Genomic DNA, 22128 nt, shown 5'->3' with positions numbered 1-22128 from the left:
CGCCGTTATTTTAGAAACATTGACGGATTTGCAAAAACTACTGATTAAATATTCAAAAAAACAATAGTGGATTTTATAGCCATGAACTTTATAATCAGTGCTTTTAGACTTAACCCTTGTGGAATCAATCACGATGACTGACTTAGTTCAGCAGTTGGCAAATGAACTTGCCGTACGTCCAAACCAAGTAGAAGCTGCTATTCGTTTAATTGATGAAGGCGCCAGTGTTCCCTTTATTGCACGTTACCGTAAAGAGGTCACGCAAGGCTTGGACGATACCCAATTACGTCAACTTGATACACGTTTGACTTACTTACGTGATTTATACGAACGTCGTGAGAAAGTGATCCAGTCTTTACAAGAACAAGATAAATTAAGTGATGATTTATTGGCGCGTGTCAATGCCGCAGAAACCAAGAACGCACTGGAAGAAATTTACGCACCTTACCGTCCAAAACGGACCAGCAAATCATTTAAGGCAAAAGAGGCGGGTTTAGGACCAATTGCTGAAAAAATTATTGCAGATCAAATTGATCCAACTGAGGCATTGGCTGGTTTTAGCCATGAAGATTATCCAGATGTAGAAAGCCAGCTTGATGCAATCCAGCATATTCTGATTGATGACTGGGCGCAAAACATTGCATTAACCACTGAATTAAAACAAATTTTCTCTAAAACAGCAGTTCTTAAGAGTGCAGTTGCTTCTGAAGAGAAAAAAGAAGTGGGCAAAAAATTCCGTGATTATTTTGAGTTTTCTGAAAACTTGAACAAAGTACCATCACACCGTTTATTGGCGATGCTGCGTGGTCGTCAGGAAAATGTACTGGGCTTGAAAGTAGATGGTGAAGATGATGCACCATTGGCACGTATTGAAACCGAATACAATCTTGAAACGCTACAGCCACAAAGCCGTCAGGACTATTTAAAGCAAACAGCAAAACTGTTCTGGTTGGGCAAGGTGCGCCCACAGATTGAACACTCATTACTAACAGATAAACGTCTGTCTGCTGAAGCGGAAGCCATGGATGTGTTCGCTGAGAACCTGCGCCATCTACTGCTTTCTGCACCAGCGGGTGGCCGTACCACTTTGGGTGTTGACCCTGGTATTCGTACAGGCGTGAAGCTTGCTGTTGTCAGCGATGCGGGTGATGTGCTTGCCTACAGCACCATTTATCCATTTGCCCCTAAAGAAGATAAAGAGGGTGCTATTGCGGAACTTGCTCGTTTATGTCGAGAGTTCCACGTGGAACTTATTGCGATTGGCAACGGAACTGCAAGCCGTGAAACAGAGGCAGTGGTTGCTGAGATGATGGCTGCCAATACCGACCTGAAACTGACACGTATCACAGTGAGTGAAGCAGGTGCATCGGTTTATTCAGCAAGTGAACTCGCTTCGCAAGAATTGCCAGAGCTTGATGTGTCGATTCGTGGTGCAGTGTCGATTGCACGCCGTTTGCAGGACCCGTTGGCCGAACTTGTGAAGATTGATCCAAAATCCATTGGTGTGGGCCAGTACCAGCATGATGTGAACCAGACAGGTTTGGCAAAAACACTGGATGCCGTGGTGGAAGACTGTGTGAACGCGGTGGGTGTTGATGTAAATACCGCTTCTCCAGCAATCCTTGCCTATATTGCAGGTTTAAACAAGGCCATTGCCCAGCAAATTGTTGAATACCGTAAAGAACATGGTCGTTTTGACAACCGTCAGGCATTGAAGAAAGTACCACGTTTGGGCGAACGTACGTTTGAGCAGTCAGCAGGTTTCTTGCGTATTCAGAATGGTTCAGAGCCATTGGATGCATCTGCTGTTCACCCTGAAAGCTATGGTTTGGTGGAAAAAATTGTTGCGGCAAAAGCAACAACGGTAAAAGATATCATTGGCAATACTGAAATCATTCGCCAAGTCAAAGCGGATGAATTTGTGGATGACAAATTCGGCTTACCCACCATTCAGGATGTTTTAGCAGAACTGGAAAAACCAGGCCGTGATCCACGTCCAGAGTTCCGCACTGCCAAATTCCGTGAGGATATCACTGAAGTTGCCCAGCTTACTGAGGGTATGCAGCTTGAGGGTGTGGTGACCAATGTCACCAACTTTGGTGCTTTCGTCGATGTGGGTGTACATCAGGATGGTCTAGTTCATATCTCTGAGCTGGCGAATGAATTTGTTTCTGATCCGCATAAAGTGGTGAAACCAGGTCAAATCGTGCAGGTGCGTGTGATGCAGGTGGATGTGGAACGTAACCGTGTCAACCTGAGTATGCGTGCTGAGGGTTCTGCACCTGCAAAAGCGCCTCGCCAACAGCAGCGTCCACAGCAAGACCGTGCGGAACGTTCAGAACCTAAGCCACAGGGACAGCGTCCACCACGTAAAGAAGGTGACTTTAAGCGTCCACAACAGAGCAAGCCAAAAACTGAAAAACCACAAGAGCAAAAAATTGGTGGTTTAGGTGCCTTGTTGTTGCAGGCGGGAATTAAAGGGACGAAATAAGTCTATTACAATTTTTGATAATGTAAAAAACCTCCCTCGGGAGGTTTTTTACATTCAAAATAGATGATTTTTCCACTTCTTATGTTGAACTTTATTATAATTCTCCAGTTTCCAACGCAAGTTTGTTGTTCTTATGTCCCCAGATTCTACTGAAAATCTTTCTTCCCCCCAGCATGCTTTTTTACAAGGAGTGATCAAAATACTGCCGCTATGTTTCGCGGTATTGCCGTGGGGCTTGCTGGCAGGTTCAATGGCGATTCAGGCAGGGCTGAGTACTGGGCAAGCCATAGGAATGTCTGCATTGGTTTTTGCTGGTGCAGCGCAGTTGATGACACTGGGTTTGGTTATGGCGGGTACACCTGCACTCACCATTATCATTTCAGTATTTTTGATTACCACACAGCATTATTTATATGCCCTATATTTTCGTGAAGAAATTGCCAGACTGCCATTAAAACAGCGTTTGTTATTTGGTTTTTTGCTGACTGATGAATTGTTTGCTGTTGGTATTCATAAGCGTGAATATTATATTTATTTTTTGCTTGGGGCTGGCAGTTTTTTCTATTTGGCTTGGGTATTGTTTAGTATTGGCGGTATTGTGTTGGCTTCCTCTCTACCAAATTTAGATCAATATCATCTCGATTTTTCCATTGTTGCAACCTTTATTGCGATAGTGATTCCCTTTATTAAAAACCTGAATACGTTGGTGGGTGTACTGGTTTCGGTGTTTTTAACCTTTGTTTTTCTAAGCTTAGGTTTTAAAAGTGCAGCGATCATGGCAGGAGTAATTGGTATGTTGACCGCAACCTGCCTACAGAATATTCGGGAGCGTATGGCATGAGTTGGTTTCTGCTGATTATTCTCGCAATTGTGGTGTTTATGAATCGCTATATCTTGCTTGAACCTAATCTTCCTTTGCGTTTACCCAAATGGTTTCAGCAGTCTTTGCAATATTCTGCACCGTGTTTACTGACGGCAATTGCGACTCCGATTGTGTTTATGGATGAGCAGGGGGTATTTCGTTCGACTTTACTGAATCCGTATTTTCTCGCCACGATTTTAACGATTGTAATTGCTTATAAAGTGCGACATACCTTGTTGACGATTATTCTGAGTTTGGCGTGTTTTTATGGATTGGTGTTCTGGTTGAATTAGTTAAATTAAAAGATTGGGAGCATATAGATTATGCTCTAAAATGAGAGCAATTCCTGCAACACCAAAACATTATCTGCCTTTGGTGAGCGTAGATGATCTATGCAAAGTGATAGTGCGAGCTGCAACAGATTCAGGTTTAGTGAGCCAGTCCTTATTAGTGGCCCCAGAGCAGAACATTCTTTTGTCTGAATTGACGAAAATGATTGCTCAACAATTCAATGTCTCTGCACCGAAACAACATGTGCCGCTGACTATTTTACGATTAATTTCGAATTGGATATGATTGGCAAATCAATTAGAAATGTCGGCTGAGATGTTAAGTTTTTTGAGGACTGAACAACTGGACTTAGAGCCGCTTAAACAATTTAGACAGCGTTAGGATATCCAGACAGGGGATTTAGCGGATGCCATTACAAAAACAACAGATTGGATGAAACAAACAACATCCACACAAATTATTTAAATCATAAAAAACAGCGTATCTCTAGATACGCTGTTTTTAAAATCGGAATCACAAGATTACCAGTGTTCACCTGGGAACAGGCGCGCATAGGCACGTTGGACAAGATTTAATTTCTCTTGCTCACCGATAGATGCTGTAGAGCTTGGGAACAAGTTAAAGCCGATAGACATCAAAATATTATTTACATCTGGTGCAATCGCATAAGTAATTGATGCGAGACGACCTAAGTTGGTAGCAATCTTTTTCGGACGTTTCACAATCGCATAAGCAATCAAGTCTGCTGCTTCTTCAGGTGAAAGCGTTGGAACATATTTATAGATTTTGGTTGGTGCGATCATTGGAGTACGCACTAAAGGCATATAAATTGAAGTAATCGCAATCTTGTGTGAGTGAACTTCAGCAGATAAACAACGGCTAAACGCATCCAGCGCAGCCTTGGACGCAACATAAGCCGAGAAACGGGTTGCATTGGCAAGCACACCGATTGAGCTGATGTTGATGATCTGGCCATCCTTGCGCTGCATCATGTGTGGCAACAAGTTAAGGACCAAACGGACTGCACCAAAGTAGTTAAGTTGCATGGTGCGTTCGAAATCATGGAAACGGTCAATTGATTCATGTACAGCACGGCGAATTGAACGTCCTGCATTGTTGATCAAAATATCAATGTGATCTACGCTTGCCAAAATTTCTTTTGACACAGCATCAATTGATTCCATATCGTTGAGATCGCATGGAAAGACCGATGCCTTGCCACCCTCTGCCTCAATTTCCGCCTTGACTTCATCCAGTTTATCTTTGGTACGTGCAAGCAACAACACATGAGCGCCAGCTTGAGCAAGATATTTTGAAACCGTTAAACCAATACCACTCGATGCACCAGTGACAATGATTGTTTTACCGTTGACTTTTTGCTGAAAAAGTTTTTTAAGTTTTGCGTCCATGTACGTGTCCTACATTAATCAAGCTGTTGTTTGCATTGCCGTCATGGTTGTGATTAGGCACTGCATTTTATTTTGTATGTATATTAACCGACATTTTTGTTTGTCTAGTTCAAATGTTTGAGATTTAATAATTTTTAGAGTAAAAACTCTAAAAAAATAAACCTATAGTTGTAAATGATATTATATTTTTTCGAATTTTGCATATAAAAAAAGCCCTATGTTAAGGGCTCATTGATTTTATTGACTTTAAACCTGAGCAAGCGCCTGTTCAAGGTCGGCAATCAGGTCATCAACATGCTCGATACCAATGGACAAGCGAACCAAGTCTTCACTGACCCCTGCCGATTTAAGTTCCTCCTCATTGAGCTGGCGGTGGGTGGTGGTTGCTGGGTGGCAGGCCAGACTTTTGGCATCCCCAATATTCACCAGACGTGTAAATAGCTGTAATGCATCAATAAAGCGAGTGCCACCCTCCAGACCATCCTGTACCCCAAAGGAAAGGATCGCAGATGGTTTCCCTTTCACATATTTTTGTGCCAAATCATGCTGTGGATGGTCTTTCAGACCTGCATAGTTCACCCATTTCACTTTTGGATGTTGTTTTAAGTATTCAGCAATTTTGATGGCATTTTCAGTATGGCGCTCCATGCGCAGGTTGAGGGTTTCCAGTCCCAGCAAGATCAGGAATACGCTGAGTGGGCTAATGGCCGCTCCAGTATTGCGTAAAGGCACCACACGGGCGCGAGCAATATAGGCGGCCGCACCCAATGCCTCAACATAGTTGACACCGTGATAGCTTGGATCAGGGGTATTCAGTGCCTTAAAGCGTTCAGGATACTCACCCCAAGGGAACTTGCCGCTGTCAACAATCACACCACCGATACTGTTGCCATGACCACCAATATATTTGGTGAGGGAATGGATCACAATATCTGCACCAAATTCAAATGGCTTAAGCAGGGCAGGCGTTGCTACGGTATTGTCCACAATCACAGGCACACCATATTCATGGGCAATTTTGGCAATCGCTTCCAGATCAATGATATTGCCAAGTGGATTACCAATGGATTCAACAAACACCAGTTTGGTTTTATCATCAATAATGGCGCGTAACGCGTCTGGATTTTGATAATCAAAGAAGCGCACCTCGATGCCCTGTTTTGGCAAGGTGTGGGCAAACAGGTTGTAAGTTCCGCCATACAGGGTTGAAACCGAGGCAATGTTGTCACCTGCTTCGGCAATGGTCTGAATGGCATAGGTAATTGCCGCCATGCCCGATGCCAGTGCCAGTGCCCCAATACCACCCTCCAGCGCCGCAATTCGCTGCTCCAGTACCGCCGTGGTGGGGTTCATGATACGGGTATAGATATTGCCCTGAACCTTTAGGTCAAACAGGTCTGCACCATGCTGTGTGTTATCAAAGGCATAGGAGGTAGTTTGATAGATTGGCACGGCCACTGACTTGGTGGTGGCTTCTGGTGAATATCCTGCATGAATGGCTAAGGTTTCATCTTTATAGGTCATGGTTACATCATCTACGTGAGTTAAATAATCATCGAGTGTAGCTCAAAAGCTATCCAAAATGGTGCATAAATTATGCGATTTTTAGCATTTTTATTCATATAAATGAAATGGCGAGAACGGTACTTTCATCTTTTCTGGCAGGGTCCTTGCAAAGTTGCAATGTCTTGAAAAAGAAAATCCTTTGATTGGATGAAACAAAGATGATCTTAACTTCAAGTTGATCGGGTTTTCAGCGTATAATACGCCCGATTATTCATTCGCTTTTTTGCGATGTATTGGTTTTTCAATTGAGGAGTCCTGCGTGGCCCAATATATTTATACGATGAACCGAGTGTCGAAAATGGTTCCGCCTAAGCGCGAAATCCTGAAAGACATCTCTTTATCATTTTTCCCAGGCGCAAAAATTGGTGTGCTTGGTTTGAACGGTGCGGGTAAATCGACCCTGCTCCGTATTATGGCTGGCGTAGACAAAGATTTCTCAGGTGAAGCCCGTGCACAACCAGGAATCAAGATCGGCTATCTGGAACAGGAACCACCACTTGATCCAAGCAAGGATGTTCGTGGCAACGTTGAAGATGGCGTACGTGAAGCACTGGATGCTTTAGAGCGTCTTGATCAGGTATTTGCTGAATATGCTGATCCTGATGCTGACTTTGACAAGCTTGCAAAAGAACAGGAAAAACTGGAAGCGATTATCCAGACCTGGGATGCACATAATTTAGATAACCAGTTGGAAATTGCAGCAAACGCCTTGAACCTTCCAGCATGGGATGCTGACGTATCTTTGCTTTCAGGTGGTGAGCGTCGTCGTGTTGCACTGTGTCGTTTATTGCTGTCTAAGCCAGATATGTTACTTCTGGACGAACCGACCAACCATTTAGATGCTGAATCAGTGTCTTGGTTAGAGCGTTTCCTAAAAGATTTCCCTGGCACCATCGTTGCGATTACCCATGACCGTTATTTCCTGGATAACGTGGCCGAGTGGATTCTTGAACTTGACCGTGGTATGGGGATTCCTTACCAAGGTAACTATTCTTCTTGGTTAGAGCAGAAGAATGCCCGCCTAGAGCAAGAAAACAAACAAGAAGAATCTTTTGCGAAAGCATTGAAAAAAGAACTTGAATGGGTTCGTTCAAATGCAAAAGGTCAGCAGAAGAAAAACAAAGCGCGTATGGAGCGTTTTGAAGAACTTAACTCACGTGAGTTCCAACAGCGTAACGAAACTTCTGAAATCTATATTCCACCTGGCCCACGTCTAGGGAATAAAGTCGTAGAAGTGGAAGGCATTAGTAAATCATTTGACGGTCGCCTATTGTACGAAAACCTGAGCTTTACTGTACCTCCTACAGCGATTGTCGGGATTGTGGGTCCAAACGGTGCAGGTAAAACCACACTGTTCCGTATGATGACTGGCGAACAGCAACCTGATACAGGTACGGTGACTTTGGGTGAGTCGGTTAAAGTTGCGTATGTCGGTCAGATTCGTGACACTTTAGATAACAACAAAACTGTTTGGGAGGAGGTTTCTGGCGGTTTGGATATCTTAAAAATCGGTGATTATGAAATCGCATCGCGTGCTTATATTGGTCGCTTTAACTTTAAAGGCCAAGATCAGCAAAAACGCGTAGGTGAACTGTCTGGTGGTGAGCGTAACCGTTTACAACTTGCGAAAATCCTGCAAATGGGCGCGAACGTCATCTTACTGGATGAGCCATCAAACGATCTTGATATTGAGACCCTGCGTGCGCTTGAGGATGCCATTCTGGTGTTCCCTGGTACCGTCATGGTGGTATCGCATGACCGCTGGTTCCTTGACCGTATTGCCACGCACATCTTGTCATTTGAGAATGAACAGCCAGAATTCTACACAGGTAACTATGCAGAATATGAGGCCTACCGTCAGTCACGTTTAGGTGAAGATGCGGCCCAGAAACGCACCAAATATAAGAAGATTACAGGTTAATTGCCCGTAAACTAAAAGAAACCAGCTTTCGGGCTGGTTTTTTTATTGCTTAGATTATCATTTGAAGGACAAAAAATGGATTTATAAGATTGGTTACGTAATTAAAACAATCTCACTTAATAATGTAATTTTATTACATAAGCTTTCGTTGCTATGCTTCAATAAATTTTGAACAGTTGATCAAACGTGCGACGTTCTGCTGTATTTATGACAGTCTTATTGAGTTTGTTCATATTCCAAAGCATTTGGAATGTGGCTGCAGCTTATTGCACGCACGAAAATCCAACTGAACAAATTATCTCAGATTCGCATTTTGGTCATCATTTTTCTGAAAGCTCAACCAAAAATAGCAGTGATGCTGAGGTTGTTTTAAAGGTTTCAGATACATCGAAATCTATTAATGTCACCGATCATCATGATCATCTGCCAACCTGTACGAATGTAGTCTTTTTAGCTTCAGAACAACAACTAAATGAGCCAATTTTCAGAGCACATGAATTAAAACAAAAGTATTATTGGGCAAATTTCTACCAATCCCCTTATTTATCTGAATTTAATCCACCACCTGAATCAACCCCGCTATTAGTGGGGTAGCCAAAAAATAACCCACTAGAAATATATCTATTTCAAAGGGTTATTCTATGCTTAATTATACTTGTAAATACAGTACAACGATCTTCTCTGTAGATTACTCACTGAAACGTCCACATCCTTATGCTGATAAGACGATGCTATCTACAGTTTTATCAAGATTTTGTAAATCTTTACGGAACGTTTCCTTCATTCATGAATCCAATTTGTTCCAGTATTCATCCTCCATTCCTCATCAGCAAAAATATCATTTTAATGAAGTTCCTATTTCATCTTTAATGATTTGCAGTCATTGAGGTTTATAAAATGAATATTTTATTTTCCCCACGTGTTCGGACTGTGAGTTCAAGAGTTATTGGATTTACATTGGCGATTATTCTTGCATTGAGTTCTAGTGAATGGCATTTCCAGTCTTCATTTATAGAACATATTTTATGGTTCTTCGGATGGCTATTTGTAGGCATTGGTGTGATGGGGAGAATATGGTGCAGTCTTTATATTTCAGGATTTAAGAATGCAAAATTAGTGACCGAAGGTCCATATTCTCTTTGTAGAAATCCACTATATCTATTTAGTTATTTAGGCGGCGTTGGCATCATGTTTCTGACAGAGACGTTTGTCTTCCCAATCTTATTTACGATCTATTTTCTTGGTTATTACCATTATGTTATGCGTCAAGAAGAAGTGTTCTTGAGTAAAAAATATGGAACAAGATATTCAGATTATGTAAGCACAACCCCTCGCTTTTTACCAAGCTTCAAAAACTTTAAAGAGCCTGATTTTTATCAAGTATCTCCAAAAAATTTCCGTATTTTCTTGGTGCAGGTAGTTTGGTTCTTTTGGATTGCAGCACTGGTTCAATTATTTGAAAAGCTTCGGCTTTTAGGTGTAATCCCATCTATTTTTAGGTGGTTTTAAACAACTGTTTTTTTAGTTTCATTTTGGTCTTGGTACGAGTTATCTAAGCTTCAGAGCTTACTCAAACTAGGGCTGTTTATCTGATTTGGTTATTGGCGTTTTTCCAATAATTGATGAATTTTTTGAATAGGGTCTGAATTATGTTATCTAAAGTTAATTTAAAGTTATGTGCCGTAGTTTTCTGTCTTTTTGCTGGTACAGCGCACGCTGATGGTGGCTTGATGTTCTTGGAAAAGAATTTACAAGCGCAAAAGGAAACGAAAAACAAGCAAGTCAATCATGGTGAGCAGTTAAGTGCTCAACAAAAATAAGATTGAACATGAATACAGTCGAACTTAGTAGTTAAAGGTCAGCAATGTTGGTTTTTATTTAAACTGACCGAAATGTAATTTTATTACATCGAACTTACTTGCTATAGTTCATCTGTGCAATTTTTATCTAAAAGAGTAACCTTTGCAGCGTTCTAGTATTTTTATTACCGTCTTGCTCAGTTTGTTCATGTTTCAAAGTCTTTGGAACGTGGCGGCTGCGTATTGTGGACATGAAAATATCAATACGACAAATAGCAGCGTGGTTACGCACTTTGGTCATCATGTTCCAGAAAGTTCTATTGCATCTACTCATTATTCAGTGGTTTCCGATCAGGAAGCCTCTGATTTACCGATGTCTTTGAATTTACAGGATCACCATGATCATTTGCCATCCTGTTTTCATGTTGTGATGATTGAAGCACAGCAGCAACTTGATGAACCTTTGCTTAGAGTCAAAGAATTTAAGCAGAATTATATTTGGTCGAATTCCTACCAATCCCCGCATTTATCTAGATTAAACCCACCGCCGCTTTTTACCCCGCTATAGGTGGGGTAGCCGAAAAATAGCCCACCGCAATTTTCCTTTATTTGCGGGGCTTCATTATGTCTTCCAGTTTTAATCAGCGTAGTAATACGCTTAGGTCGTATGCACTAAAACCAAGTGCTTATGCGTTTTCATCAAAATGTTCAGTACTTTTGCTAACACTGGCAATGGTGATTTCTAATCAATCTGTGCAAGCAGAGTCATTGTTGGATGCCAATCAGTCACCCAATCGTGCTATGCAAAGAAATGCTAGTTTTGATCAGATCCTTGAACAGATTCGTAGCTATCAAGCGAATCAGTCGAGTTGGCAAACACAACAACAGATGGCGAGTGCACAGCTCAAACAAAGTGCTTTATGGGCCAATCCAAGTATTTCAGTGGAACAAACAGGCTTACAAAGTAATAAAGATCAAGAGCTCGCAATTGGTGTTTCACAACCTTTGGATCTTTTTGGTCAGCGTCGCGCAGCACAGAAAGTCGCTCAACTTTCGGCAACTCAAGTTGATTTAGAACAGCAACGTTACAATGCAGAGCTTGATTTGATTGTGCAATACGCATGGTCGCAAGTGGCGTTATTCCAATTAGAAAAGTCATTGATCGCAGAACAGTTGCAAGTGAGTCAGCAAAATTTAGATGCCACTTTAAAACGCTATCAGGCCGGTAGTATTGCTCAAGTTGATGTCGAACGTGTGCGTATGGCTCATTTAGAGAATCAGCGTATTTTTCAGCAGGCTGATTTACAGCTGCAAGTCGCACAGAAACAATTAGCCAGTTTCTGGGGCAGTGATGCGAATCAATTTATGATTGCACCAACTGTCAATGAGCTTTGGGCAAGAGCCACAGCTGTGAAGACTGATGAACAAAACATTGAGAATTTGTTTGAGCGTAGTTTGCAATTAGAAACACAACGTCAACAAGCCAATATTGATCAGCTTAAAGCAAAATCTCGTCCTCAGCCGATTATGACCTTAGGGGTGAATCGGACTCGATCAGCAGATCAAAACACTGAAAATCAAATTCGTTTAGGCGTTGCGATTCCTCTTAATATTTTTAATCCACAAAAATACGGTATTCAGATTGCAGAGGCCAAACAAACACTGATTCAACAGCAACAGCGTTTCTACCGTCAACAAAACCAGATGGATATCGATGTTCGTCTTGCAGAATTACGTGGCTTACACATGCAATTTAAACAACTGAATGATCAGCAGGTGCCCTTGGCAACCCAAGTTCAGCAAAAAACCTTAGAAGGTTTTCGTCTTGGTAAATTTGCTGTGACTGACGTGCAGCAAGCGACCACCCAATTACAAGATGTTCGCTTGCGTAAAGTACAACTCCTTAAACAAGCATGGCAGTTGAGTGTAGAAGTTCAAAGTGCGCGTATGGGTCTTCCTGTCGAGCAAATCACAGCGAAAGATGCCTTAATGCAATTGAATCAACGTGTTTGGCAACAAAGTAACGCTTTCCCAAGCCAAGTCGGAGAATAAGAAATGAATATCAAACAAAAAACACCTTCTCAGTGGCTTTGGATTGTGGTGATTGCCGTACTGACGATACTTTTGGCAGTCGGACTATTGTGGAATAACAAGAGCAAAACTGCTGAAAGTGCTGCACAGGGTGAACAAGAACATGCTCATCAGGAAAGTGAAAAAGCTGAATCTGCTCATGATGAAAATGGCGAGGAACATGAGGCTGAAGAAAGCCTTAGTTTAACCGCAGAGCAAATGCAGCAGCATCGTGTCAAATTGGCACAAGTGGCATTGGGTGAAGTGAATCAGGTTCAAACTTTTCCTGCAAAATTGGTCGTGAATACAGATCGGCAAGCGCATGTTTCACCAAGTTTTGCTGGTCGTGTTGAATCGGTCTACGTTGAGTTGGGTCAGCAAGTGAAACGTGGTCAGGCTTTGGCAAATCTGCTTGTTCCTGATTTGGTGGATCAACAGGCCAATTTACAAATTGCCCAGACCAATCTGGAGCTGGCAAAGCAGGATTATGAGCGTGAACGTAGTTTATGGTCGCAAGGTATTTCTGCCAAACAAGATTATCAACGTGCCTACAATGCTTATCGTCAAGCACAGATTCAGGTGCAGGCAGCCCGTTCGCGTCTTAGCGCCTTTGGTGCAGCTTCTGGTTCAAGTGGTCGCTATACGCTAACTGCACCGATCAGTGGTGTGATTAGTAATAAAGACATTGTCATTGGTGAAAATGTTCAACTTGCAGATCAACTATTTACCATTGATCAGTTAGATCAACTTTGGTTGGAATTTGTGTTGCCGACTATGGCAAATATCAATGTACAGCCCAATCAGCAGATTCGATTTAAATCACTGCAAACAGGCAATCTGTTTAATGCCCAAGTCCAAAGTTTAACGACTGAAGCCGATGCACAAACAGGGCGTTTACAAGTACGTGCTAAAGTTTTGTCAAATGCAACTGAATTACGTCCAAACTTGATGGTGAATGTTGAATTGCAAGCAGGTTCAAAAACATCTGCAATTCGCGTAAGTTCTGAAGCGATTCAGCAGGTGGACGGTAAAGATGTCGTTTTCGTTGCCCAACCGAATCAGAAAAAGGGTTTTGATTTCAAAGCGATTCCTGTTCAGATCGGTCAACGTACCCAAGATGGACAATGGGTCGAAATTACCCAAGGTTTGAGTGCGGGCCAGTCTTATGTAGCAACAGGTAGTTTCTTGTTGAAATCAGAACTTGAAAAAGGGGAGGCTGAACATGGGCATTAACTCTTCTCAATTCCCCAAGCCTGAAGGTTTATTTGATCGATTGATTCAATTTTCGATTCGTAATGCCATTTGGGTGATGCTATTTGTGATGACGTGGATTGCAGTTGGTATTTGGAGCTATCAAAAGCTTCCGATAGATGCAGTTCCTGATATTACCAATACTCAAGTACAAATTAATACCCAAGCGAATGGTTATACTGCCTTAGAGGTAGAACAGCGGATTACCTATCCGATTGAAACCGCCATGGCAGGGATTCCAAACTTAGAGCAAACTCGTTCAATTTCACGTTATGGTTTATCGCAAGTCACTATTATTTTCAAAGATGGCACTGATATTTACTGGGCGAGACAGTTAATTAATCAACGTTTGCAAGAAGCCGATGGGCAGTTGCCAGATGCAGTTGATCCACTCATGTCACCTGTTTCTACGGGCTTGGGCGAAATTTACCAGTGGGTGATTAAAGCTAAACCTGATGCCAAAAAAGAAGATGGTACGCCATATACTGCTATGGATTTGCGCGAGATCCAAGACTGGATTGTGCGTCCGCAATTGCAGCGAGTGAAAGGTGTTGCTGAAATCAATAGTATTGGTGGTTACAACAAAACCTATATCGTTTCTCCTGATTTAAAACGTTTGCAGCAGCTTCAAATTTCACTGACAGAGTTTCAAACAGCTCTACAGGAAAATAATGAAAACCGTGGTGCGGGATTTATTGAGGAAAATGGTCAGCAGCTTACTGTCCGTGTTCCAGGCATGTTGAGCACTGTTGAAGATATCCAAAATATTACCGTAAGTGTCAAAAATGGTTTACCCATACGTGTAGCCGATATTGCAACGGTTGCGATTGGGCATGATTTACGTACGGGTGCTGCAACCTATAATGGCGAAGAAACGGTATTAGGTATCGCCATGATGATGATGGGCGAAAATAGTCGTACTGTTGCCCAAGCGGTAGATGCAAAAATCCAAGAAATTCAGCCGACTTTGCCGAAAGGGGTTGAAATTGAAACGGTTTATGATCGTACCAGTTTAGTAAATAAAGCCATTAAAACTGTTCAAAAGAACTTAGTTGAGGGTGCGATCCTCGTCATCGTGATTCTGTTTATTTTCTTGGGCAACTTCCGTGCTGCTTTGATTACTGCCTGTGTGATTCCCTTGTCAATGCTGTTCACCTTAACGGGTATGGCTGAACAAAATATCAGTGCCAATTTAATGAGTCTAGGTGCATTAGATTTTGGGATCATTGTTGATGGTGCAGTGGTCATTGTTGAAAACTGTATTCGACGGCTGGCGGAGGCACAGCATCATGCTGGACGCTTACTCACACGACAGGAACGCTTTAAAGAAGTCTTTTTGGCAGCCAAGCAAGCACGTAAACCACTCCTGTTTGGTCAGGCCATTATTATGGTGGTGTATCTACCCATTTTTGCTTTGACAGGTGTAGAAGCGAAAATGTTCCATCCAATGGCAATGACGGTGGTAATGGCATTGCTGGGTGCGATGATTTTATCGGTAACTTTTGTTCCTGCGGCTGTTGCACTGTTTATTACAGGTGAAGTCAAAGAAAAAGAATCTCGCTGGATGCAGGCCTTAAAACGTCAATACCAACATATTCTGGATTGGGCTTATCAATTTAAAATGGTGGTGGTGGCTTTAGCCATTAGTATTCTGGTGTTAACGGGTGTGTTGACTACGCAAATTGGTAGTGAGTTTGCACCACAATTGAGTGAAGGGGATTTTGCTTTACAGCAAATGCGTTCTCCAAGTACAGGTTTGGAACAATCTTTAAGAATGCAGGAAAACACTGAAAAACTAATCTTAAAGAATTTCTCAGAAGTTAAAGCTGTTTTTGCTCGAACAGGTACGGCTGAAGTTGCAACGGATGTAATGCCACCCAATATTTCCGATGCGGTGATTTTATTAAAACCACGAGATCAGTGGGAAAATCCAAAGGAAACTATTGATGAGTTACGGACACGGATGCAGGCATTTCTGGAAAATATTCCAGGCAACAACAGTGAGTTTTCACAACCGATTGAGCTTCGTTTTAATGAGTTGATTTCGGGTGTACGTAGTGATGTCGGTATCAAAGTTTTTGGCGATGATATGGAGGTGCTAAATACACAAGCACAAGCAATTGCTCAGAAAGTACAAAAGATCTCAGGTGCAACAGCGGTCAAAGTTGAACAAACCAGTGGTTTACCTGTGTTAAATGTAGATATCAATCATGCGCTTGCAGCGCAATATGGCTTATCTGTGAAATCGATTCAAGATGTTGTTGCAGCGAGTGTCGGTGGTCAGAATGTCGGTCAGATTTTACAAGGTGACCGCCGTTTTGATTTTGAAATCCGTTTACCTGATAGTCAACGTACAGCACAAAGCCTAGCTCAACTACCTATCCAATTGCCGAATGGTGGTTTGATCCAGTTGCAAGATATTGCCAAGGTGGAAACCATTTCAGGTATGAATCAGGTCGGACGTGAAAATGGTAAACGTCGTGTCATTGTGACTGCCAATGTAGAAGGGCGTGATTTGGGTTCATTTGTCCAAGAGTTACAAGCAACCCTTAAACAACAACCTTTGCCTGCGGGATATTGGTTGGAATATGGTGGGCAGTTTGAAAATCTGGCTTCTGCGGCGGCTCGTATGCAAATTGTGATTCCACTAGCATTGATTACCATCTTTATTTTATTGATGGCGGTGTTCCATAACTTTAAGGAAAGCCTGTTGGTCTTCAGTGGCGTGCCATTTGCTTTGTCAGGTGGATTAGTCGCACTTTGGTTGCGAGATATTCCATTGTCGATGTCAGCAGGTGTTGGATTCATTGCGCTCTCTGGTGTCGCAGTACTCAACGGTTTAGTGATGCTGAGTTTCATCAAAGAGCTTCGTGAGCAGTTTAATGTACATAAAGCGACATGGCAGGGAGCGATTCTCCGATTACGCCCCGTTCTGATGACTGCCTTCGTGGCATCACTGGGCTTTATTCCGATGGCAATTGCCACAGGCACAGGTGCAGAAGTACAACGCCCATTGGCAACGGTGGTGATTGGTGGAATTATTTCATCGACTTTGCTGACCTTGCTGATTTTGCCTGTAGTGTATCGTTGGATGAATGAAGCTAAGGAAGCAAAAAGTCAGGAAACCGCAATCTAATCCATTTATGCTATCTTCTTAGTAAAGCATTTTATTAAGAAGAAACTAAACCAGCCAAAGCATTTCAACTTTGGCTGACTTGTAAAACCCCTATGGGTTTTACGCCGATAATGATAAGGAGTCCAACATGAGTGGACATCAAGGGCATGATCATAGTTATGCTGTAGTTACTGAAGGCAACGCAAAAAAATTGACGATTGCGTTGGTGCTGACAACAACATTTTTAATCGTCGAAGTTATTGCGGGTTTAATTACACAAAGTTTGGCATTGCTGTCCGATGCAGCGCATATGTTTACTGATGCGGCAGCACTCGCGATTGCTTTGGCTGCGATTAAAATCGCTAAACGTCCAGCAGATAATAAACGCACATTTGGTTATCAGCGTTTTGAAATCTTGGCGGCGTTATTTAATGCTTCCATGCTATTTTTTGTTGCAATCTATATCCTTTACGAAGCTTATCAACGATTTACACAACCTCCTGAGATTCAGAGTGTAGGCATGCTTATCGTTGCGTCTTTGGGTCTTGTCATTAATCTTATTTCCATGAAGATTTTGATGTCGAGTGCAGCCGAAAGTTTGAATATGAAAGGCGCTTATTTGGAAGTGTTAAGTGATGCGCTTGGCTCAGTTGGTGTGATTATTGGTGCGGTCATTATTTACTACACCAATTGGTATTGGGTTGATACGATTATTGCCGTTGCAATTGGGTTTTGGGTGTTACCAAGAACTTGGATTTTGCTTCGTCAAAGTATCAATATTCTCCTTGAAGGTGTACCTGAAGAAGTGGATATTGAAAAACTGCGTAACGACTTATTGGCGTTACAGGGTGTTGAGAGTATTCATCAACTTAAGGTTTGGGCGATTACCTCAAAGAATATTCATCTGACCGTACATTTATTTGCACCAAATGCTGATCGTAAGCAATTACATCAAGCTGCGACTGAAATGTTGGCACATGAACATGGTATAGCTGAGGTGACATTACAAATTGAAGATGATGCAGAAATGAATTGCCAGCATACGCATCAACATGATGAAGATGAGGAACATGGTCATTCACATCAGCATTAAGCTGATGTGAAACCTACTTCTTTTATGTGGTTTAATTCTGCCATTGGTGATTGCAGTCACGGCATTTCCAGTGCTTTTGTGCCTGCATAAAGGCCTGCATGGAGATTTTAAAATCTGGCAGATCACGCCAGAACAGAACACCTGCAATTACACAGACACCAAATACCGCAACGGTTGCGATTTGCAGTGTTTGTCCTGCACCATGACCAAAAACCCACATCCCAACACTGATCAGCACCAAAACCAGTAAAATAAAAATGGCGGGAACGAGAAGCACCAGGCTTTTTGGTACGCTGGGACGAGGGCTGTTGGCACCCTGACTGACAGGCATAATTTTCACGCTTTGACATTTAGGGCAACGGTATTGCATAGAGGATTCCTATAGTGTTTTGGCTATTTTAGCGAAAATTATGCAAAAGCAGAAATGGGAGAATTTTAATTCCCTAAACTGCGTGCAAAGTTCAAAAGCCGCTGCTGTCTCTCATGATCCTGATGATCAAAGATGTTGGTCAATTCAGCGAATTCTTCGGTATCGGCATAAAAATAAGCTAAGGGTACATCCAGAACCTGAGCAATTCTTTCGGCTGTATTGTACTCAATGGTATGGATGCCATTTTCGTAGCGGCTGATTCTAGCACTGGGACAGGATTCATCTAAACCAATGGTAATGCCTAATTGTTCTTGTGAAATTTTTTTGAATTTACGTGTTGTTTTTAATCTTCTACAAAATCATGCTTTTGTATCTTCAATCATTCCAGCATGCCATACATTGTAAAAGTTACGAAATTCGTATATTTAATGTTGAATGTTTTTACGAATTGCGCAATATTGCGTTTTACGTAGATTTTTACCATTTGGATTTTTATGAAAACAAGTATTTTAACGATTGGCATGTTATTGATGATTGGAACTTTTGTTGGTTGTTCATCAGCGCAACCGATGTGGCGCAAAGCAGGTGTTACACCCTTTGATATGAATAACGCTTTGGCAAAATGTCGCTATGAAGTAAGAGCTGCCAAAGTTGAGCAAAATGAAAGAAATGCAATGGTCAGTGATTGTATGGAATCACAAGGGTTTCGTTATACAGATTATTGATTTAAACTGATAAAAAGCTATTACTACTCTAGATGTAATGGCTTTTTTATATTAACTGGTCAAAATATCAGGATGTTTATCAATGATATTCATCAACGCCATTGCTGCATATGTCGAATAGCGGCAGTCTTTTTCTTAATTTTGTAGGGTACGTGGGCAAATATGTACTTTATTAGCAAATCAGCATGACAGTGATCATAAACTTTTGCTGAACTCAGTCAGCTCGTGATATTTTACTTTTATATAAGTACAAAATGTAACAGAACTATGCTCCCAACGAAGCTGTTAAAATTGCGTTTGTCTCGGATTGCAAAGGGAAAGGAACATCTTTCCACTCAGGACAAGTTGATACTGGTGAGTATGGAAAGTCCTGATCTCAGTACCAATTTCTTTTTACGGCTCTTTAAGATGTCTTTGCCAAAACAATGGAAATTCAGGCATGAGACAGAAGAGGACATTCTGTATTCGACCCAACTGATTCAATTGGTTGAGGATGAGTTTATTCCTGCCTATGAAACCCATGCCAGAAAATATGCCTGGTATGAACAGTGCCTGATGTATCGACTAAACTTCATTACGCCACAACCCACTCAGCAGCAAATCAACCTCTATTTGCGTCAACTCGACCTATGTTTGGACCAGCAGCCTAAACTGGATTTGCTTCATCATTTTCAGCAGAAATATCCAAGTGCCCAGCATGCGGTGGCACTGGCGAAGTCCTATGCAGGTGCAGGGCAATATACGCAGGCCATCACGCAATATGAATGGGCGCCGCCGCAATCCACCCAGCGCAATGAAGTTGCCTTTTATGGCTATATCGACTGCCTGCTTAAGCGGAACCAGCCTGAATATAAGTCACACCTCAGTGATGTGGAATATGCAGTTGAGTTGTTAAACCAATATGGCAAAGTGATTGACCAGAAAACCCATGCCATGCTGTTGCAGCGGGCAGTGAGTCTGTTGTTACCCGCCAATATCTTGCAGAAACGGGCAACTGAAACCAATATTCTGGCGGATGTTGGACGTGGTTTAAATTCACTGGGGAAATCCTTGGGAGGAATACTGGGTGGAAGAGAGTTACATCTTCCTTATAGTCAGGAGGTGATTGCCAGCGCGCCCCAGCTTTTAATGGATCAGATCATTGTTGCGAGCCTGGTTCATTCAAATAACATGCAGGCAGCGTTAAAACGTATTTTAAACCCTGAAAATGATTCGACAATCACACAGGATAATGCTGAACAACAACTTGGGCGTTTATGGCTTGCTGTTCAGGCCAATCCTGATATTTTGAAATTATTGAACCAACCTGAGCAATTAACAACAACACTGACCAATACAGAGGCATTGCATGAGAGCTGTTTAAATCTCGGTTCAATCCAGACCATTCTGGAGCAGGGCTTAATGGCCTATCTAGGCGATATTCGTTTGCATAAATACCATCCTGAAAGAACGGCCTTATATGAGCAGCGGGATGTGGTGGTTGCAGAAATGACTGCATTTGCCCAGTGGTTCCATCAGGATGTGCTAAAGGCTTACCTTGAGCAACAAACTAAACGGTTGCAGCAGCTACAAGGTTTGTTAAGTGAACAGACGATTGAGGGAGCACTATCAAGTGGGCTGTTTGTCTATCAGTTTGAACAGCAGCAGCGGGCTCAGGGTCTGTTTAACTGGATGCAGCAAAAACTGCAAAAGGGCAATGATTTTGACAGGATGCAGGCTGCATGGGTGGCGCTGAGGGAAATTGTTTATTTCCAGCTTGAGGGTGTGGGAGAAAAGATTGAGTTACTCCAGCAGGCTTTGGACAAGTATAAAACCATCCGTCTGGAACAGGTGTGGGTACGACCAGAACAGCCTGAAAATATATCTATCAAAGAAGATGAAAAGTAACGTTTTTTTTATTAGAGATTGTATGTCTGGTGCATTAAGTAATTTGAAGTTACGCAACAAAAAGACGCAATTTGCCATGCGTTGCATGCTAATCTAGAAAAAACGTTGAATAAGTTTAGAAAGTAGAGTGTAGCCCATAGAAATGGGCCAGTAAGAAAGGGAAGAGGGAGAACATCTTGAATCGACAAGATGATAAAAAGGCAATGTTTGATATTATGCCAGCAGACTCAGATGAATCGGGTGAAAAACCATCGCTGTCACGTCGGCTGATCAACAAGACCCTGCAACACGCGCAGGATGCGGTTGAGTTTGCCACTGACACATCCCGTAACATAGCAGGCGTTGCAGACGCTGCCCTGGATCATGTGACTCACCATACCAAACGGGGAGTGGAGGGAATGCGAAATACTGTTCGTGATATGGTATCAGAAACCAGTGAAGCAGCGCGTCAAGTTGCGTTAGCAATGGCACGTGCATCGTTAGGGAAAAGTAGCCTCACCTTATATTTACCTGAAATGCTGCTCAATAATCAAATTCGGAAACGTATGGATCGTTCTGAAATTGATGATATTAAAATTGAATGTGGCAATGACCGTTTTCACATTGAACTGGACGGGCATTACCGCCGTTTTCTCTATCGTCTTTCACTTGAGTTCAATGTGCTGGAATGTCGCATTGGTCAGGAAAAGTATCTGCGTTTACGCCAGATTGATGAACATCTGGACCTGCAAATCCGTCATGGTGGCACGCTAACCAACTGGGCGGCACGTCGGGTGGGTAATGTCAGCTTTGAAGTCATTAATTCCTTGCCGATTCCCTTTTTAATTAATCACCTGATCCGTGATGTGCCAGGCATCCAGAAAGAGGGGCACCGCATTTGGTATATCGACCTTGAGGAAGCGGGCTTTATTGACTTCATTAACAACCGTTCATGGATGGTTGATAAACTGCTCAGTCTGTCTGATTTTAGCATCCTGCCTGGTTTGAACATTTTGCAGGAAAGCCGTGAGCTGGTACAGCAACTGGTGGACCAGTTTGAGATCCGAGGCTTACGGGTACAGTCAGGACGGCTGGAAGTACAGGTTGGCATCGGAACAGATTAATACAGGGCGAACTATGTTCGCCTTATAATAAATTTTATCGCCAATAAAAAGCCACTGTCAATGCAGTGGCTTTTTAGAATTTGGCGTCCCTACGGGGATTCGAACCCCGGTTACCGCCGTGAAAGGGCGATGTCCTAGGCCTCTAGACGATAGGGACTTATATGAGGCATACATC

At 42.3% G+C, this 22128-nt stretch carries 18 protein-coding genes, 1 tRNA gene and 1 pseudogene; 15 read left to right on the top strand and 5 right to left on the bottom strand.

Annotated features, from left to right (window positions below; translation table 11 throughout):
• Window positions 1-133: 133 nt before the first annotated feature.
• From F988_RS12855 to F988_RS12845, 3 genes are all read left to right on the top strand, one after another.
• A complete protein-coding gene (locus tag F988_RS12855; protein WP_004683462.1) occupies window positions 134-2491 on the top strand; it encodes a Tex family protein in 2358 nt (785 codons plus the stop codon).
• A gap of 133 nt (window positions 2492-2624) precedes the next feature.
• Entirely contained in the window at window positions 2625-3332 is a 708-nt protein-coding gene (locus F988_RS12850) for an AzlC family ABC transporter permease (protein WP_004683460.1), read from the top strand.
• A complete protein-coding gene (locus F988_RS12845; RefSeq protein ID WP_004683458.1) occupies window positions 3329-3646 on the top strand; it encodes an AzlD domain-containing protein in 318 nt (105 codons plus the stop codon). Before F988_RS12850 ends, F988_RS12845 begins: the two co-directional genes overlap by 4 nt.
• 519 nt (window positions 3647-4165) lie before the next feature.
• Here the strand turns inward: F988_RS12845 and F988_RS12835 are convergent.
• Both F988_RS12835 and F988_RS12830 read right to left on the bottom strand, forming a co-directional pair.
• The gene (locus F988_RS12835; RefSeq protein WP_004683456.1) at window positions 4166-5053 is read right to left on the bottom strand and encodes an SDR family NAD(P)-dependent oxidoreductase; all 888 of its coding nucleotides are present in this window, start codon (window positions 5051-5053) and stop codon (window positions 4166-4168) included.
• A 246-nt stretch (window positions 5054-5299) separates the two neighbouring features.
• A complete protein-coding gene (locus F988_RS12830; RefSeq protein ID WP_004683455.1) occupies window positions 5300-6577 on the bottom strand; it encodes an O-acetylhomoserine aminocarboxypropyltransferase/cysteine synthase family protein in 1278 nt (425 codons plus the stop codon).
• A 301-nt stretch (window positions 6578-6878) separates the two neighbouring features.
• Between F988_RS12830 and ettA the strand changes: the two genes are divergently transcribed.
• The 9 genes from ettA (at window position 6879) to F988_RS12790 (ending at window position 17868) form a co-directional block, all read left to right on the top strand.
• Complete coding sequence (gene ettA, locus F988_RS12825; protein ID WP_004683454.1) at window positions 6879-8540, top strand: energy-dependent translational throttle protein EttA; 1662 nt, start codon at window positions 6879-6881, stop codon at window positions 8538-8540.
• Between the two features lie 186 nt (window positions 8541-8726).
• Complete coding sequence (locus F988_RS12820) at window positions 8727-9134, top strand: cation efflux protein, CzcI-like (protein WP_367682870.1); 408 nt, start codon at window positions 8727-8729, stop codon at window positions 9132-9134.
• A 303-nt stretch (window positions 9135-9437) separates the two neighbouring features.
• The gene (locus tag F988_RS12815; RefSeq protein ID WP_004683451.1) at window positions 9438-10049 is read left to right on the top strand and encodes a methyltransferase family protein; all 612 of its coding nucleotides are present in this window, start codon (window positions 9438-9440) and stop codon (window positions 10047-10049) included.
• A 140-nt stretch (window positions 10050-10189) separates the two neighbouring features.
• On the top strand, window positions 10190-10360 hold the full coding sequence (locus F988_RS15250) for a hypothetical protein (RefSeq protein ID WP_004683450.1): 171 nt from the start codon (window positions 10190-10192) through the stop codon (window positions 10358-10360).
• A gap of 142 nt (window positions 10361-10502) precedes the next feature.
• Window positions 10503-10907, top strand: coding sequence for a cation efflux protein, CzcI-like (locus tag F988_RS12810; protein ID WP_004683448.1), 405 nt, complete (start codon window positions 10503-10505; stop codon window positions 10905-10907).
• A gap of 56 nt (window positions 10908-10963) precedes the next feature.
• Window positions 10964-12391, top strand: a complete 1428-nt coding sequence (locus F988_RS12805) for a TolC family protein (RefSeq protein WP_004683447.1) — start codon at window positions 10964-10966, stop codon at window positions 12389-12391.
• A 3-nt stretch (window positions 12392-12394) separates the two neighbouring features.
• Window positions 12395-13642, top strand: coding sequence for an efflux RND transporter periplasmic adaptor subunit (locus tag F988_RS12800; protein WP_004683446.1), 1248 nt, complete (start codon window positions 12395-12397; stop codon window positions 13640-13642).
• Complete coding sequence (locus tag F988_RS12795; RefSeq protein ID WP_004683444.1) at window positions 13632-16796, top strand: efflux RND transporter permease subunit; 3165 nt, start codon at window positions 13632-13634, stop codon at window positions 16794-16796. Before F988_RS12800 ends, F988_RS12795 begins: the two co-directional genes overlap by 11 nt.
• 127 nt (window positions 16797-16923) lie before the next feature.
• Window positions 16924-17868, top strand: coding sequence for a cation diffusion facilitator family transporter (locus F988_RS12790; RefSeq protein ID WP_004678803.1), 945 nt, complete (start codon window positions 16924-16926; stop codon window positions 17866-17868).
• A gap of 31 nt (window positions 17869-17899) precedes the next feature.
• Here the strand turns inward: F988_RS12790 and F988_RS12785 are convergent, their stop codons facing one another.
• Window positions 17900-18238: a hypothetical protein gene (locus F988_RS12785; protein ID WP_004683442.1), complete on the bottom strand. Its 339-nt coding sequence runs from the start codon at window positions 18236-18238 to the stop codon at window positions 17900-17902.
• Between the two features lie 65 nt (window positions 18239-18303).
• Window positions 18304-18579 (bottom strand): annotated as a pseudogene (locus tag F988_RS15625) (helix-turn-helix domain-containing protein); the annotation flags it as partial.
• Between the two features lie 153 nt (window positions 18580-18732).
• Here F988_RS15625 and F988_RS12775 point away from each other — a divergent pair.
• From F988_RS12775 to F988_RS12765, 3 genes are all read left to right on the top strand, one after another.
• The gene (locus tag F988_RS12775; RefSeq protein ID WP_004683441.1) at window positions 18733-18963 is read left to right on the top strand and encodes a hypothetical protein; all 231 of its coding nucleotides are present in this window, start codon (window positions 18733-18735) and stop codon (window positions 18961-18963) included.
• A gap of 267 nt (window positions 18964-19230) precedes the next feature.
• A complete protein-coding gene (locus tag F988_RS12770; RefSeq protein ID WP_004683440.1) occupies window positions 19231-20850 on the top strand; it encodes a hypothetical protein in 1620 nt (539 codons plus the stop codon).
• Window positions 20851-21026: 176 nt separating this feature from the next.
• A complete protein-coding gene (locus F988_RS12765; protein WP_004683438.1) occupies window positions 21027-21953 on the top strand; it encodes a hypothetical protein in 927 nt (308 codons plus the stop codon).
• An 81-nt stretch (window positions 21954-22034) separates the two neighbouring features.
• Here the strand turns inward: F988_RS12765 and F988_RS12760 are convergent.
• Window positions 22035-22110, bottom strand: a tRNA-Glu gene (locus F988_RS12760).
• Between the last annotated feature and the right edge of the window lie 18 nt (window positions 22111-22128).

The organism is Acinetobacter parvus DSM 16617 = CIP 108168 (assembly GCF_000368025.1).
Classification (GTDB): Bacteria; Pseudomonadota; Gammaproteobacteria; order Pseudomonadales; family Moraxellaceae; genus Acinetobacter; species Acinetobacter parvus.
This window is presented reverse-complemented; position numbering and strand designations above follow the sequence as displayed.

Coding starts and splice junctions, on each gene's coding strand:
- F988_RS12835 (WP_004683456.1), bottom strand. CDS start 5,053: ATGGACGCAAAACTTAAAAAACTTTTTCAGCAAAAAGTCAACGGTAAA.
- F988_RS12775 (WP_004683441.1), top strand. CDS start 18,733: ATGAAAACAAGTATTTTAACGATTGGCATGTTATTGATGATTGGAACT.
- F988_RS12845 (WP_004683458.1), top strand. CDS start 3,329: ATGAGTTGGTTTCTGCTGATTATTCTCGCAATTGTGGTGTTTATGAAT.
- F988_RS12805 (WP_004683447.1), top strand. CDS start 10,964: ATGTCTTCCAGTTTTAATCAGCGTAGTAATACGCTTAGGTCGTATGCA.
- F988_RS15250 (WP_004683450.1), top strand. CDS start 10,190: ATGTTATCTAAAGTTAATTTAAAGTTATGTGCCGTAGTTTTCTGTCTT.
- F988_RS12830 (WP_004683455.1), bottom strand. CDS start 6,577: ATGACCTATAAAGATGAAACCTTAGCCATTCATGCAGGATATTCACCA.
- F988_RS12815 (WP_004683451.1), top strand. CDS start 9,438: ATGAATATTTTATTTTCCCCACGTGTTCGGACTGTGAGTTCAAGAGTT.
- F988_RS12855 (WP_004683462.1), top strand. CDS start 134: ATGACTGACTTAGTTCAGCAGTTGGCAAATGAACTTGCCGTACGTCCA.
- F988_RS12850 (WP_004683460.1), top strand. CDS start 2,625: ATGTCCCCAGATTCTACTGAAAATCTTTCTTCCCCCCAGCATGCTTTT.
- F988_RS12785 (WP_004683442.1), bottom strand. CDS start 18,238: ATGCAATACCGTTGCCCTAAATGTCAAAGCGTGAAAATTATGCCTGTC.
- F988_RS12800 (WP_004683446.1), top strand. CDS start 12,395: ATGAATATCAAACAAAAAACACCTTCTCAGTGGCTTTGGATTGTGGTG.
- F988_RS12790 (WP_004678803.1), top strand. CDS start 16,924: ATGAGTGGACATCAAGGGCATGATCATAGTTATGCTGTAGTTACTGAA.
- F988_RS12770 (WP_004683440.1), top strand. CDS start 19,231: ATGCTCCCAACGAAGCTGTTAAAATTGCGTTTGTCTCGGATTGCAAAG.
- F988_RS12795 (WP_004683444.1), top strand. CDS start 13,632: ATGGGCATTAACTCTTCTCAATTCCCCAAGCCTGAAGGTTTATTTGAT.